Source organism: Sphingomonas sp. Leaf231, assembly GCF_001421995.1.
Taxonomy (GTDB): Bacteria; Pseudomonadota; Alphaproteobacteria; order Sphingomonadales; family Sphingomonadaceae; genus Sphingomonas.
Genome location: NZ_LMLS01000002.1, coordinates 422,955 through 437,699 on the forward strand (window position 1 = coordinate 422,955; position 14,745 = coordinate 437,699).

Annotated in this window: 13 protein-coding genes; 12 read left to right on the forward strand and 1 reads right to left on the reverse strand. The window is 66.0% G+C overall.

Annotated elements, in window-relative coordinates; genetic code table 11:
• Positions 1–30: 30 nt before the first annotated feature.
• Positions 31–1,059, reverse strand: coding sequence for a quinone-dependent dihydroorotate dehydrogenase (locus tag ASE95_RS08270; RefSeq protein ID WP_056635997.1), 1,029 nt, complete (start codon positions 1,057–1,059; stop codon positions 31–33).
• Between the two features lie 296 nt (positions 1,060–1,355).
• Here ASE95_RS08270 and ASE95_RS08275 point away from each other — a divergent pair, with 296 nt between their 5' ends.
• From ASE95_RS08275 to glgC, 12 genes are all read left to right on the forward strand, one after another.
• On the forward strand, positions 1,356–1,796 hold the full coding sequence (locus ASE95_RS08275) for an RrF2 family transcriptional regulator (RefSeq protein WP_056634358.1): 441 nt from the start codon (positions 1,356–1,358) through the stop codon (positions 1,794–1,796).
• Between the two features lie 2 nt (positions 1,797–1,798).
• Positions 1,799–3,274 carry a Fe-S cluster assembly protein SufB gene (sufB, locus tag ASE95_RS08280; protein ID WP_056634360.1) on the forward strand — a complete coding sequence of 492 codons (1,476 nt, stop codon included), beginning with the start codon at positions 1,799–1,801 and terminating at the stop codon, positions 3,272–3,274.
• The gene (locus ASE95_RS17615) at positions 3,274–3,576 is read left to right on the forward strand and encodes a hypothetical protein (RefSeq protein ID WP_156347937.1); all 303 of its coding nucleotides are present in this window, start codon (positions 3,274–3,276) and stop codon (positions 3,574–3,576) included. The genes sufB and ASE95_RS17615 overlap by 1 nt, the downstream gene beginning before the upstream one ends.
• A gap of 15 nt (positions 3,577–3,591) precedes the next feature.
• Complete coding sequence (sufC, locus tag ASE95_RS08285; protein ID WP_056634363.1) at positions 3,592–4,335, forward strand: Fe-S cluster assembly ATPase SufC; 744 nt, start codon at positions 3,592–3,594, stop codon at positions 4,333–4,335.
• Positions 4,332–5,396 carry a SufD family Fe-S cluster assembly protein gene (locus ASE95_RS08290; protein ID WP_056634366.1) on the forward strand — a complete coding sequence of 355 codons (1,065 nt, stop codon included), beginning with the start codon at positions 4,332–4,334 and terminating at the stop codon, positions 5,394–5,396. The genes sufC and ASE95_RS08290 overlap by 4 nt, the downstream gene beginning before the upstream one ends.
• Positions 5,397–5,559: 163 nt before the next feature.
• Positions 5,560–6,777 (forward strand): aminotransferase class V-fold PLP-dependent enzyme, encoded by a 1,218-nt coding sequence (locus tag ASE95_RS08295; protein WP_056634371.1) that lies wholly within the window; start codon positions 5,560–5,562, stop codon positions 6,775–6,777.
• The gene (locus ASE95_RS08300; RefSeq protein ID WP_056634374.1) at positions 6,774–7,238 is read left to right on the forward strand and encodes an SUF system Fe-S cluster assembly protein; all 465 of its coding nucleotides are present in this window, start codon (positions 6,774–6,776) and stop codon (positions 7,236–7,238) included. The genes ASE95_RS08295 and ASE95_RS08300 overlap by 4 nt, the downstream gene beginning before the upstream one ends.
• Positions 7,238–7,591 (forward strand): HesB/IscA family protein, encoded by a 354-nt coding sequence (locus tag ASE95_RS08305; RefSeq protein ID WP_056634377.1) that lies wholly within the window; start codon positions 7,238–7,240, stop codon positions 7,589–7,591. Before ASE95_RS08300 ends, ASE95_RS08305 begins: the two co-directional genes overlap by 1 nt.
• A gap of 86 nt (positions 7,592–7,677) precedes the next feature.
• On the forward strand, positions 7,678–8,583 hold the full coding sequence (locus tag ASE95_RS08310; RefSeq protein ID WP_056634378.1) for a YihY/virulence factor BrkB family protein: 906 nt from the start codon (positions 7,678–7,680) through the stop codon (positions 8,581–8,583).
• 37 nt (positions 8,584–8,620) lie between these two features.
• Positions 8,621–11,044 (forward strand): glycogen/starch/alpha-glucan phosphorylase, encoded by a 2,424-nt coding sequence (locus ASE95_RS08315; RefSeq protein WP_056634380.1) that lies wholly within the window; start codon positions 8,621–8,623, stop codon positions 11,042–11,044.
• The gene (gene glgB, locus ASE95_RS08320) at positions 11,041–13,212 is read left to right on the forward strand and encodes a 1,4-alpha-glucan branching protein GlgB (RefSeq protein ID WP_056634383.1); all 2,172 of its coding nucleotides are present in this window, start codon (positions 11,041–11,043) and stop codon (positions 13,210–13,212) included. The genes ASE95_RS08315 and glgB overlap by 4 nt, the downstream gene beginning before the upstream one ends.
• Positions 13,213–13,480: 268 nt before the next feature.
• Positions 13,481–14,743, forward strand: a complete 1,263-nt coding sequence (glgC, locus tag ASE95_RS08325; RefSeq protein WP_082450013.1) for a glucose-1-phosphate adenylyltransferase — start codon at positions 13,481–13,483, stop codon at positions 14,741–14,743.
• The last annotated feature ends 2 nt before the right edge of the window (positions 14,744–14,745 follow it).

The window sequence follows — 14,745 nt, forward strand, 5'->3', positions numbered from 1 at the left end:
GCCTGTGACGCGGTGCCCGCCGGCGTGAACTCAGCCCGCGCCCACCGCCGCCGCGACGTTCGCGAACCCGTCCCGCTTCAGGCACGCCGTCAGTTCCGTGACGATCCGGCGCGGCAATCCCGGCCCTTCGTAGACCAGTGCCGAATACAGCTGGACCAGGCTCGCGCCCGCGCGAATCCGTGCATAGGCTTCCGCGCCGCTGTCGATCCCGCCCGCCGCGATCAACGGCACCTGCGCGCCGGTCGCCGCGCGGATCTCGGCCAGCTTGCGCGCGGCCAGCCCGCGCAGCGGCGCGCCGGACAATCCGCCGGTCTCGCCGCCATGCGCGCTGCGCAGTGCCGGGCGTGAGATGGTGGTATTGCCGATCACCAGGGCGTCGACACGCTGGTCGATCGCCGCGCGCGCCACGCCGTCGATCCCGGCGGCGTCCAGGTCGGGCGCGATCTTCAGGAACAGCGGCGTGTGTCCGCGCACGTCCATGCAGGCCGCCAGCAGCTCGGCCAGCGCCGCGCCCTCCTGCAGGTCGCGCAGCCCCGGCGTGTTCGGGCTGCTGACGTTGATCGTCACGTAATCGGCGACCGGTGCGGCGGCGCGCACCCCGGCGACGTAATCCGCCACGCGGTCCGTCGCGTCCTTGTTCGCGCCGACGTTGATGCCCAGCACCCCACCACGCCGATCGGCAGCGGCGGCGCGCGCGATCCCGGCGTCCAGCCCCCCGTTGTTGAAGCCCATGCGATTGATGACCGCGCGGTCCTCCGCCAGCCGGAACAACCGTGGCCGGGGGTTGCCGGGCTGCGCGCGTGGGGTCATCGTGCCGACCTCGACCGATCCGAACCCCAGCGCCATCAACCCGGTGACGGCGCGCGCATCCTTGTCCAGTCCCGCCGCCAGCCCGACCGGGTTCGGGAAGTCGATGCCGGCCACGCGCATCGCCAGTCGCGGCATGGGCCGCGCCATCGGTGCGCGCGCCGTTCCCCATCCGCCCAGCGCGCGGATCGCCAGAATATGTGCGGTTTCGGGATCGAGCGTTCGCGCAAGGCGGGAAAGAAGGTCGGTCATGATGATCTGCGTTTCGCGCCGCCATCGGGCAAGATCAAGCGCGGATGAATTGTAAGTTTTGTCGCGAACGGCGTCGCATCCATCCAATCCTTCGCGCCGAATCCGCGTCATAGCGGCATGGCGACCCGAAGGGCTTCCGGTTGGAAGTCTCTTTCCTTCAAAGCCCGGCAGCAATGCCGGGCTCTTTTTTCGCGAGCGCCCCGGGGCGGTTGATTTCATCTGTGCGAGCCGCCATCTGCCAATCGGAACGATTCGATCCGATTTGAGAGTGGCTCGCAACAGATGCGTCGCAAAGCATGAGATTATCGAGCCTGACCGATTACGCGGTGGTGCTGCTCGGCGCGGCCGCGCGGCATTGCGGCGGATTGGCGCGGCAGAACGCCACCGTGCTCGCCGAGGAAACCGGCGTGCCGCTGCCCACCGCGCAGAAGCTGGTCAGCCGGCTGGCGGCGGCGGGGCTGATCGACAGCGCGCGCGGCACCGGCGGCGGCATCCGCCTGTCGCGTCCCCCGGCGTCGATCACGTTGGCCGACATCGTCGAGGCGGTCGAGGGGCCGATCGCGCTCACCTCATGCGTCGACGCCGCCACGCACGATTGCGCGATCGAGGGGAATTGCCGGGTGAAGCCGCACTGGAATGCGGTGAACCATGCCGTACGCGGCGCGCTGGCGGGGATCACGCTGGCGCAACTCGCCGCAGACGCGCCGATGGCGCAGCAGATGAAGGTTGAGGCATAATCATGGCCACGAAGAACGCCGAAGCGCACGCCGCCGTCGCGAAGACCTATGAATGGGGCTTCTCGTCCGACATCGAACAGGATTTCGCGCCCAAGGGGCTTAGCGAGGACACCGTTCGCTACATCTCCGCCAAGAAGAACGAGCCGCAATGGATGCTCGACTGGCGGCTGAAGGCATTCGCGTTGTGGCAGACGCTGGAAGCGCCCGACTGGGCCAAGCTGAACGTGCCGCCGATCGATTATCAGGACGCTTATTATTACGCCGAGCCGAAAGCGAAGCCGAAGCTGGGTTCGCTGGACGAGGTCGATCCCGAGATCCTGCGCGTCTACGAAAAGCTCGGCATCCCGATCGCGGAGCAGAAGATGCTCGCCGGCGTCGATGACGGCGAGACCCCGCAGCGCCGCGTCGCGGTGGATGCGGTGTTCGACAGCGTGTCGGTCGCCACCACCTTCCGCAAGGAACTGGAGGCGGCGGGCGTGATCTTCCGTTCGATCAGCGAGGCGATCCGCGAATATCCCGATCTGGTCCGCAAGTGGCTGGGCAAGGTCGTGCCGCAACGCGACAATTACTTCGCGACGCTCAACAGCGCGGTCTTCTCCGACGGCACCTTCGTCTACATTCCCGAGGGCGTGCGTTGCCCGATGGAATTGTCGACCTATTTCCGCATCAATGCGGAAAATACCGGCCAGTTCGAACGCACGCTGATCGTCGCCGACAAGGGAAGCTACGTCAGCTATCTGGAGGGGTGCACCGCGCCGATGCGCGACGAAAACCAACTCCATGCGGCGGTCGTGGAGCTGGTCGTGCTCGACGATGCCGAGATCAAATATTCGACCGTCCAGAACTGGTACCCCGGCGACGAGAACGGCGTCGGCGGCATCTACAATTTCGTCACCAAGCGCGCGCTGTGTCAGGGCCGCAACAGCAAGGTGTCGTGGACGCAGGTCGAGACCGGCAGTGCGATCACGTGGAAATATCCGTCGTGCGTGCTGGCGGGCGACGGCTCGGTCGGTGAGTTCTATTCGGTGGCGGTCACCAACAACCGCCAGCAGGCCGATACCGGCACGAAGATGATCCACCTCGGCAAGAACACGAAGTCGACGATCGTCTCGAAGGGGATCAGCGCCGGGCGCAGCGACAACACGTACCGTGGCCTCGTCCGCGTCGCGCCGACCGCCGAGAACGTCCGCAACTTCACGCAATGCGACTCGCTGCTGCTGTCGGATCAGTGCGGCGCGCATACCGTGCCGTATATCGAGGTGAAGAACCCGTCGGCGCAGATCGAGCACGAGGCGACTACGTCGAAGATCAGCGAGGACCAGCTGTTCTATGCGATGTCGCGCGGTCTGGATGCCGAGGCGGCGGTCGCGCTGATCGTCAACGGCTTCGCGCGCGAGGTGCTGCAGCAACTCCCGATGGAATTCGCGGTCGAGGCGCAGAAGCTGCTCGGGATCAGCCTTGAGGGCAGCGTCGGGTGATGAGCTTGCTTCTTGCCACGCTATTTCTTGCCGTCGGCAATTCAAGTGTTGCGGTACTGAACCCGCTAGATGCCTATTCCGAATGCGTAAAGAAACGTGCTTCTGAAAACCGAATCAAGGCTGATCCTGAAGAGGTGGCGCGACATGCTCTTACGGCGTGCAAGTCTCGACGTAGTGCCGCTGTCACTGAGTTCCTCAAGGCTCGCCAAAGGATGGGCCACTGGGAGATGAATCGTGAGGATGCTGGCGCTTCCGTCGACAGCGTTGCTCTATCTCGAGTTGCGGCGGCAGATCAGAATTAAGAGAGCGTATGCAGTATGATCAAGATTGAAAACCTCCACGCCGAGATCGACGGCAAGGAAATCCTCAAGGGCCTTTCGCTCGAAGTAAACGCGGGCGAGATCCACGCGATCATGGGCCCGAACGGCGCGGGCAAGTCGACGCTCGGCTACGTGCTCGGCGGGCGCCCCGGCTACGAAGTTACCGCCGGTAGCGTCACGTTCAACGGCGAGGATCTCCTCGACAAGGAACCGCACGAGCGGGCTGCCGCCGGCGTGTTCCTTGGCTTCCAGTATCCGGTCGAGATCCCCGGCGTCTCGAACGTCCAGTTCCTGCGCGAATCGCTCAACGCGCAACGCGCCAGCCGCGGCGAGAAGCCGCTGTCGGGCGCCGAGTTCCTGAAGATCGCCCGCGCGCAGGCCGACGCGCTGGGCCTCCAGCAGGACATGCTCAAGCGCCCGGTCAACGTCGGCTTCTCCGGCGGCGAGAAGAAGCGCAACGAGATGGTGCAGATGGGCATCATCGATCCCGCGTTCGCGATCCTCGACGAAACCGACTCCGGCCTTGACATCGACGCGCTGCGCATCGTCGGCGACGGCATCAACCGCATCATGCGCCAGCCGACCAAGGCGGTGCTGCTCATCACCCACTATCAGCGGCTGCTCGATTACGTGCAGCCCGATCGTGTCCACGTCCTCGCCGACGGCCGCATCACGCGCACCGGCGGACCGGAACTGGCGCACGAGTTGGAGCGGCAGGGCTATGCCGAGGTTGCCGCGTGACCCTGGACCTTCCCTCGACCCGCGAGGAAGCATGGCGATGGGCGGACCTCGGCGGGATCGCTGCCGCCGCCGCGCTTGCGCCCATCGCCCGCCCCGATGCGCAATTCCTCGATCTGCCCGGCGCGAAGCTGCTGTTCGTCGACGGCGTGCTGGATCACGCCGCCAGCGATCTGCACCGCGTCACCGTCGGTGATCTGACGCCCGGCGATCATCCGCTGGGCAACCGCGCGCGCCACGGCTGGTCGCTGCACCTTGCCGAACAGGCGGTCGCTCACCCCGTGCAGGTCGTGCATATCGCCACCGGAGGGGAGAACCACCTCGCCGCCGAGATCGTGCTGGACGACGACACCTCGGCGCAGATCGTCGAGACGTTCGTCGGCGCGGGCTGGTCGAACCGCAACACGCGCATTCGGCTGGGCAGGGCCGCGCGGTTGATGCGCGCGGTCCGGATGACGCAGGCCGGCGGCTTCGTCTCGATCCGCGACGAGGCCGAACTGGGCGAGGGGGCCAGCCTGGTCGGCACGATGCTGGTCGCCGGCGATCAGGGCGCGCGCATCGACGCTGCGATCACGCTGGCGGGTGCGGGTGGTTATGCCGAATATGGCGGTGCCTTGCTTACCCGCGATCGTCTGAAGCAGGAATGCGCGGTGCGCGTCCGCCACGCCGAACCGAACGGCCAGTCGCACCAGCTGTGGCGCGCGGTGGCGGCGGGCCAGTCGCAGGCGAGCCTTGCCGCCGCGGTTGAGGTCGCGCGCCATGCGCAGAAGACCGATGGCGAACAGAGCCTGCGTGGGCTGCTGCTCCATCGCACCGCCACGGTGAACCTGAAGCCCGAGCTGGAGATCTTCGCCGACGACGTGAAGTGCGCTCATGGCGCGACGGTCGGCGAACTCGATGCGCGCGCCTTGTTCTACATGGAGAGCCGCGGCATCCCCGCGCCGCGTGCCAAGGCGCTGCTGACCCGTGCCTTCGTCGCCGACGCGCTGGACCGGATTGCGGACGAAACGGTTCGCGATGCCTTCGCCGCCGATGCGGACGCGTGGCTGGAGAGCGCGTTGTGAGCGCTGTCCTGCACGCTCCCGCGGTGGCATGGTCCGCTGCCATGCCGGATGTCGCATTCCCGCTGCGCCGCCGTTCCGCGACGGTGACATCGGGGGCACGTTTCCAGCCGCGACGTGGTGTGAGCTTTGTCAACTTCCGCGCGCGCTGCGCGGACGCCCGCGCATGACCGCGCTGGCCCCCGCCGCCGATCGCCCGCTCGACAGGGTCGCCGATTTCCCGGCGATCCCCGCTGGCTGGGCGTATCTCGACACTGCCGCCACCGCGCAGAAGCCGCAGGCGGTGATCGATGCGATCGCGCGCGGTTACGACACCACCTACGCCACCGTGCATCGCGGCGTGTACCAGCGGTCGGCCGACATGACGCTGGCCTATGAAGCCGCGCGCCGGACGGTGGCGAGCTTCATCGGCGCGAAGGCGGACGAGATCGTGTTCGTGCGCGGCGCGACCGAGGCGATCAACCTCGTGGCGCAATGCCATGCCGCTGTGAACCTGAAGGCCGGTGACCGTATCCTGTTGTCGATGCTCGAACATCACAGCAATATCGTCCCATGGCAGATGGTGGCGGAGCGGGCCGGCGCAGCGATCGACGTGATCCCGCTGACCGCCGACCACCGCATCGATCTCGACGCGATGGCCGCGATGATCCGCCCGCAGCACAAACTGGTCGCGCTCGCGCATGTCTCGAACGTGCTCGGCTCGATCCTCGACGTCGCGAAGGCGAGCGAGATCGCGCACGGCGTCGGCGCGAAGATCCTGATCGACGGCTGTCAGGCGGTGCCGCGCATAGCGGTGGACGTCGCGGCGCTCGGCTGCGATTTCTACGTCTTCTCCGGGCACAAGCTTTACGGCCCGACCGGGATCGGCGTGTTGTGGGCGCGCGCGGAACTGCTCGATGCCATGCCGCCATATCAGGGCGGCGGATCGATGATCGACCGCGTGTCGTTCGAACGGACCACCTACGCCCCCGCGCCGACCCGGTTCGAGGCGGGGACGCCGCACATCGTCGGTGCGCTCGGCCTTGCCGCCGCGGTGGATTATGTGCGCGACATCGGCATCGACCGCATCCACGCGCACGAAACCGCGCTGGTCGCGGAGGCGCGCGCCGCGCTGTCGCGGGTCAGTTCAATCCGCGTGCTGGGACCGGACGACAGCGCCGGGATTGTCTCGTTCGTGATGGAGGGGGTGCATCCGCACGACATCGGCACCATCTTGGACGAAAGCCGGGTCGCGATCCGCGCCGGGCATCATTGCGCGCAGCCGTTGATGGCGGCGCTGGGCGTGGAGGCGACCGCGCGCGCCAGCTTCGCGGTCTATAACGGGCCAGATGACGTGGCGGCGCTCGCGGCCGGCATCGATCGAGTGAAGAGGATCTTCGGATGAGTGAGTTCGTCAGGAGCGAAACGGTCGACGCGGTCGACAAGCCGCCGCGTGCGCAGGTGTCCGATGCGGTCGATACCGGCACGGAGCGGCAGCGTGACTATCTTTCGGGCTTCCTTGCGCAGAAGCCGGCGGCTGGCGATGCCGCGCACGAACCGGGCGGCGTATTGTACGAATCGGTGATCGACGCGTTGAAGGACATCTTCGATCCCGAGATTCCGGTGAACATCTACGATCTCGGGCTGATCTACGGCGTCGAGGTGACCGAGGACGGCCATGCCGCGGTCACGATGACGCTGACCACCCCGAATTGTCCGGTCGCCGAATCGATGCCGGGCGAAGTCGAGATGCGCGTCGCGGCGGTGCCCGGCATCGCCTTCGCCGACGTGAACCTGGTCTGGGATCCGCCATGGGATCCGCAGAAGATGTCCGACGATGCCCGCCTTGAACTGGGGATGCTGTGATGGCCACCACGCTCCGTGCGCGCCCCGCGCCGCTGCTGCTCACCCCGACCGCGGAGGCGCGGATCGCCGATCTGATGTCCAGGGCGCCGGAGGGGGCGATCGGCGTCAAGCTGTCCACCCCGCGGCGCGGCTGTTCCGGGCTCGCTTACTCGGTTGATTACGTCACCGAGGCGCAGGCGATGGACGAACGCATCGAGACGGCGGGCGGCACGTTGTTCGTCGACGGTGGCTCGATCCTGTACCTGATCGGTTCGACGATGAACTGGGTGGAGGACGATTTCACCGCCGGCTTCGTGTTCGCCAACCCCAATGCAAAGGGCGCGTGCGGGTGCGGGGAAAGCTTCACGGTCTAGCCCTGGACGACCTCCGGCGGCGATTCGATTGCGGCTAAGACGGTTTTCGCGGGAGCCTCCGCGCCGCCGCTGCGTTCGCCTCCGTAATGAAGATCGATCTTTCCTCGGCCGACCTGTGGCGTGCCTTCCGTCGCGACTGGTGGGGCCAGATGAAGGCGGCCTATACCGCCTCCAACGACGACAACCTCGGGCTGATCGCCGCGGGTGCGGCGTTCTACATCATCTCCTCGATCGCCCCGATCCTCGCGGTCACCGTGTTCACCTACGGCCTGTTCGCCGACGCGCAGTCGGTGCAGCAGGACATCCGCGAGCTGTTCACGATGCTGCCGGGCGACGTGGCCGCGCTGATCGGTCAGCAGCTGGATATCGTCACTTCGGGGTCGCAGGGGCGCAAGGGACTCGGCCTGATCGTCGCGTTGCTGATCGCGCTGTATGGCGGCAGCAAGGCGGCGACCGCGATGATGACCGCGCTCAACGTCGCCTACGAGGTGAAGGACAAGCGCAGCTTCGTCATTTGGACGCTGACGTCGTTTGCGATTGTGCTGGGCGGTATCGTGCTGATCTTCCTGGGCATCGCCGCCAGTGCGGTGGTCGCGTTCGTCGGCACGTTGATCCCGTGGTTTCCGGGCGTGGTGCTCGCGCTGATCCGGATCGCCACGTATCTGCTGCTCGCCACGATCGTCATCACCGGCGCGTCGTTGCTGTTCCGCTTCGGCCCGTACCGGCATGGCGCGCGGTTGCGCTGGGCGACACCGGGGACGGTCACCGCCACGGCGGTGTGGCTGATCGCGACGACTGGGTTCAGCGTCTATGTCGCCAATTTCGGCAATTACGGCGCGACCTATGGTTCGCTGGGCGCGATCATCGTCGCGCTGACGTGGCTGTGGCTCAGTGTCTACGCCTTCCTGCTCGGCGCAGCGCTCGACGTGCAGGCGTATCGCGGACGGGCAGGGCACGACGAAGTCGTTGCTGGTGCGGCGGGGGTCGCCTAGGCATCGGTATACTAATACAAATAAGGGGGGGTGGGCCGTGACTGAGACCGATACCGTGCCATCGCGGGGTCCGCTGGCGCTCAATATCGTCGACACGCTGGTCCACCGGATCGGCAAGGACGAACAGGCGGCGCTTCCGCACGATTGGCTCGCCGCGACGATCCTGACCATCCGTAACGAGATCGTCGAACGCTGGATGGTCTCCACCAAGGCGGCACATGCCGCCGGGGCGAAGCGCGTTTATTATCTCAGCCTGGAATTCTTGATCGGACGGCTGTTGCGCGATGCGCTGGCCAATCTGTCGGCGCGTGACGAAGTGGCGGCCGCGCTGCGCGAACTGAACGTCGACCTCGCCGCGCTGGAGGAGATCGAGCCGGACGCCGCGCTGGGCAATGGCGGGTTGGGCCGGCTGGCGGCGTGCTTCATGGAAAGCCTCGCGACGCTGGACCTGCCCGCCTACGGTTACGGCATCCGCTACGTGAACGGCATGTTCCGGCAGCGGATCGACGACGGCTGGCAGGTCGAATTGCCGGAGACGTGGCTGCAATATGGCAACCCCTGGGAATTCCGTCGCCGCGAAAGCGCCTATGTCATCGGGTTCGGCGGTGAGGTGCACGGCAGCGAGACCGGTGCGGTCACGTGGAAGCCGGGCGAGATCGTCGAGGCTTTGGCGGTCGACACGCCGGTGGTCGGCTGGCGCGGGCGCCGCGTCAACACGCTGCGGCTGTGGACCGCGCGCAGCCTCGATCCGTTCCGGCTCGACGCGTTCAACCAGGGCGATTTCCAGGGCGCGATGGCGGATCAGATGCGCGCCGAGACGCTGGTGCGCGTCCTGTACCCCAACGACACCACGGCGGCGGGGCAGGAACTGCGGCTGCGGCAGGAATATTTCTTCTCCTCCGCGTCGATCCAGGACATCGTGCGCCGCCACATCCAGTATTTCGGCGATGTCCGCACGCTGCCCGATCGTGCCGCGATCCAGCTGAACGATACGCATCCGGCGGTGTCGGTCGCAGAGCTGATGCGATTGCTGCTCGACGATCACGGACTGGATTTCGACGAGGCGTGGGAGATCACGCAGGCGACCTTCGGCTATACCAATCACACGCTGCTGCCCGAGGCGCTGGAAAGCTGGCCGCTGCCGCTGTTCGAGCGGCTGCTGCCGCGCCACATGCAGCTGGTCTACGCAATCAACGCCCGCGTGCTGCGTGCCGCCCGCGCGGTCGACGGGGTCGATGACCGCGCGATCGCCGCTGTCAGCCTGATCGACGAGGGTGGCGAGCGGCGCGTTCGCATGGCCAATCTCGCCTTTGCCGGGGCGCACAGCGTCAACGGCGTGGCCGCGCTGCACACCGGGTTGATGAAGACCACCGTCTTCGCCGATCTCCACCGCCTCTATCCCGATCGGATCAACAACAAGACCAACGGCATCACTCCGCGTCGCTGGTTGCAGGAATGCAACCCGGCGCTGACCGCGCTGATCAAGGAGGCGATCGGCGACCGTTTTACCGACGATGCGGAGGAACTGACCGCGTTGGCGCCGTTCGCGGCGGATGCGGGCTTCCGTCAGCGCTTCATGGCGGTGAAGCGCGCGAACAAGGTGGCGCTGGCCGATCATCTGCGTGGCGAAACGGGGCTGCGGCTCGATCCGTCGGCGATCTTCGACGTGCAGATCAAGCGGATCCACGAATACAAGCGCCAGCTGCTCAACATCATTGAGACGGTCGCGCTCTACGATCAGATCCGCAGCCATCCCGAACGTGACTGGACGCCGCGGGTCAAGCTGTTCGCGGGCAAGGCGGCGTCGAGCTATCATCAGGCCAAGCTCATCATCAAGCTGGCGGGCGACGTCGCGCGGCGGGTGAACGCCGATCCGTCGATAGGCGGGCTGCTGAAGGTCGCGTTCGTGCCCAATTACAACGTCAGCCTGGCGGAGCGGATGGTGCCTGCCGCCGACCTGTCCGAACAGATCTCCACCGCGGGCATGGAGGCATCGGGCACCGGCAACATGAAGTTCGCGCTGAACGGCGCGCTGACGATCGGCACGCTCGATGGCGCGAACGTCGAGATCCGCGACCATGTCGGCGCGGAGAACATCGTGATCTTCGGCCTGACCGCGGACGAGGTCGCGGCCAAGCGCGCGGGTGGCTACGCGCCGCGGTCGGTGATCGAAAATTCGGCGGAACTGGCGCAGGCGGTGAACGCTATCGCGTCAGGAGTGTTCTCCCCGGATGACCATGACCGTTACCGCGACCTCATGAACGGCCTGTACGACCATGACTGGTTCATGGTGGCAGCCGATTTCGACGCCTATGCCGCGGCACAGCGGGACGTGGATGCGCGCTGGAACGATCGTGACGGTTGGGCGCGCACCGCGATCCTCAATGTCGCGAACATGGGCTGGTTCTCGTCCGATCGAACGATCGGCGAGTATGCACGTGAGATCTGGGGCGTGAAGTGAAGCCCCCCGCCGCCGCGATCGATGCGCTGCTGGACGGCACCAACGAGGATCCCTTCGCGCTGCTCGGGCCGCACAGCGGGCCGGAGGGCACGTTCGCACGGATCTGGATACCGGGCGCGGAACACGCGACTGCCTGTACGCTGGATGGCAAGCCGCTCGGCGCGCTGGGCCGCGTCGATGAGAATGGCTTGTTCGAAGGGCTGATCGACGGCGATCCGCAACCCTTGCGCTACGTTGCGCAAGGCGGCGGGGCGGAATGGTGGGTGACCGATCCGTACAGCTTCGGTCCCGTACTCGGACCGACCGACGATTTCCTGATGAACGAGGGGACGCACTATCGGCTGCACGACAAGCTGGGCGCGCATCTGATCGTGCATGAGGGCGCGGAGGGCGTGCATTTCGCGGTGTGGGCGCCCAATGCGCGTCGCGTGGCGGTCGTCGGCGATTTCAACGACTGGGATCTGCGTCGTCACGGCATGCGCCGCCGCAACGATACCGGGGTGTGGGAAATCTTCCTGCCCGATATCGGCGCGGGGCGCGGCTACAAGTTCGCGATCACCGGGCCGGATGGCGTGCTTCAGCCGCTGAAGGCCGATCCGTTCGCGTTCGCGGCGGAGTTGCGCCCGAAAACCGCGTCGCTCACCACCGCACCGATGCACCATGAATGGGGCGACGCCGCGCACCGCGAGGCGTGGGCGTCGGTCGATCCGCGCCGTACGCCGATCAGCATCTACGAAGTGCACGCCGGCAGCTGGCAGCGCGATGAGAACGGCTGGTTCCTGACCTGGGACGAGATGGCGGAGCGCCTCATCCCCTACGCGGTCTCGATGGGGTTCACCCATATCGAGTTCATGCCGATTTCCGAGCATCCCTATGATCCGAGCTGGGGATATCAGACCACGGGCCTGTACGCGCCCAGCGCGCGCTTCGGCGATCACGAGGGGTTCGCGCGCTTCGTGGACGGTGCGCACCGCGCCGGGCTCGGCGTGCTGCTCGACTGGGTGCCGGCGCATTTCCCGACCGACTCGCACGGGCTGGCGCGCTTCGACGGTACCGCGCTGTACGAGCATGACGATCCGCGGCTCGGCTTCCATCCGGACTGGAACACCGCGATCTACAATTTCGGCCGGCGCGAGGTGTCGGCGTTCCTCGTCAACAACGCGTTGTTCTGGGCCGAGCGCTATCATGTCGACGGCCTGCGCGTCGATGCGGTCGCGTCGATGCTGTACCGCGATTACTCGCGCAAGGACGGCGAATGGATCGCCAATCGCGAGGGCGGCCGCGAGAATTGGGAGGCGGTGGAGTTCATGCGCGCCGCCAATCGCGCGCTTTATGCCCGTGAACCCGGCACCTTCACCGTCGCGGAGGAATCGACCAGCTGGCCCGGCGTCTCCGCCCCCGCTTATGACGAGGCACCGCGTACCGCGCTCGGCTTCGGGTTCAAGTGGAACATGGGCTGGATGCACGACACGCTGAAGTACATGGCGCGCGAGCCGGTACATCGGAAGCATCACCACGCCGCCATCACCTTCGGGCTGGTCTATGCCTTCGACGAAAACTTCGTTCTTCCGCTCAGCCATGACGAGGTCGTTCATGGCAAGGGTTCGATGCTGACGAAGATGCCCGGGGACGATTGGCAGAAGTTCGCGAATTTACGTGCTTATTATGCGATGATGTGGGGCTATCCCGGCAAGAAACTGCTGTTCATGGGACAGGAGTTCGCGCAACGCGCCGAATGGAGCGAGGAGCGCGCGCTTGATTGGGATCTGATGAACTCGTCGGCGCACGACGGCGTGCGCAAGCTGGTGCGCGATCTCAACCGCCTCTACCGCGAGAAGCGCGCGCTTCACGCCCGCGATTGCGAGCCGGAGGGCTTCCGCTGGCTGGTGCAGGACGATGCCGAAAATTCGGTGTTCGTCTGGCTGCGCAGCGCGCCCGGCGCATCGCCGATCGCGGTGATCGTCAACATGACGCCGGTCGCACGGATGCCGTACCGCGTGCCGTTGCCGCACGATGGGCGCTGGCGCGAAGTGCTCAATTCCGACGCCCATGATTACTGGGGCTCGGGGCTCGGCAACTTGGGCGGCGTCGTCGCGACCGGCGGCCATGCCGAGGTGACGCTGCCGCCGCTGGCGACGGTGATGCTGGAATGGGATCCGGTCGCGTGAGCGCGCTTCAGCCGAAGCGGCTGACCAGCATGAAGATCGCACTCCACGCGAACAGCGAGGGCACGATCGCACACGCGACGCCGCGGATAAGCCCGTCGGAGGAGCGCTGCAGATGAGCGGGATGCATCAGAAATCCTCTCTCTTACCTAACGTTCGGTCGTTGGTACGCACGCACTTCGATGTTCCGTGGCTTCTGATGTCCACGGTGTGACAGCACTGTTAACGTTGAATGAACAGATCGTAAAGATGCAGGGAAGGAGAGCCTGAGGTGGACGAACGCAGAAGTCAGCCGCTGGCACGTGACGCCATGGCCTATGTTCTCGCAGGGGGACGTGGCAGCCGGCTAAAGGAACTAACCGATACGCGTGCGAAACCAGCCGTCTACTTCGGTGGTAAGAGCCGCATCATCGACTTTGCCCTGTCGAACGCGATCAACTCCGGCATCCGCCGCATCGGCGTCGCGACCCAGTACAAGGCGCACTCGCTGATCCGGCATCTTCAGCGCGGCTGGAACTTTCTGCGTCCCGAGCGTAACGAGAGCTTCGACATCCTGCCCGCGTCGCAGCGGATCAGCGAGTTCCAATGGTATGAAGGCACCGCCGACGCGGTCTACCAGAATATCGATATCATCGCGGAGAGTGCGCCGGAGTTCATGGTCATCCTGGCGGGCGACCATATCTACAAGATGGATTACGAGATCATGTTGCGCCAGCATTGCGACAGCGGTGCCGACGTGACCGTGGCATGCATGGAAGTGCCGCGGATGGAGGCGGTGGCGTTCGGGGTGATGCACGTCGACGGCGAGGATCGCATCGTCGATTTCGTGGAGAAGCCCGCCGATCCGCCGTCGATCCCCGGCCAGCCCGACATCGCGCTCGCCAGCCTGGGCATCTACGTCTTCAATACCCGGCTGCTGATCGAGGAACTGCGCCGCGACGCCGCGACGCCGGGGTCGAACCGCGACTTCGGCAAGGACATCATCCCCTATCTGGTCAAGCACGGCCACGCGCATGCGCACCGCTTCTCGGCCAGCTGCGTCCGCTCGCCCGAGGAACCTGCCGCCTATTGGCGGGATGTCGGCACCGTCGACGCCTATTGGGAGGCGAACATCGATCTTACCGATGTGGTGCCGCAGCTCGATCTGTACGATCGCGAGTGGCCCTTGTGGACCTATTCGGAACTGACGCCGCCGGCCAAGTTCGTGCACGACATCGAGGGCCGTCGCGGGCAGGCGGTGTCGAGCCTGGTGGCGGGCGACACGATCATCTCCGGGTCCAGCGTGCACCGCAGCCTGATCTCGACCGGGGTACGCGCGCACAGCCACTCGTTCCTCGACGAGGCGGTGGTCCTGCCATATTGCAAGATCGGCCGCCATGCGCGGCTGAGCAAGGTGGTGCTCGATCGCGGCGTCATCATCCCCGACGGGTTGATCGTCGGTGAGGATCCGGAACTGGATGGTCATCGCTTCCGCCGCACCGAGAAGGGGGTGTGCCTGGTCACGCAGCCGATGATCGATCGTCTGGAGCTGTAATG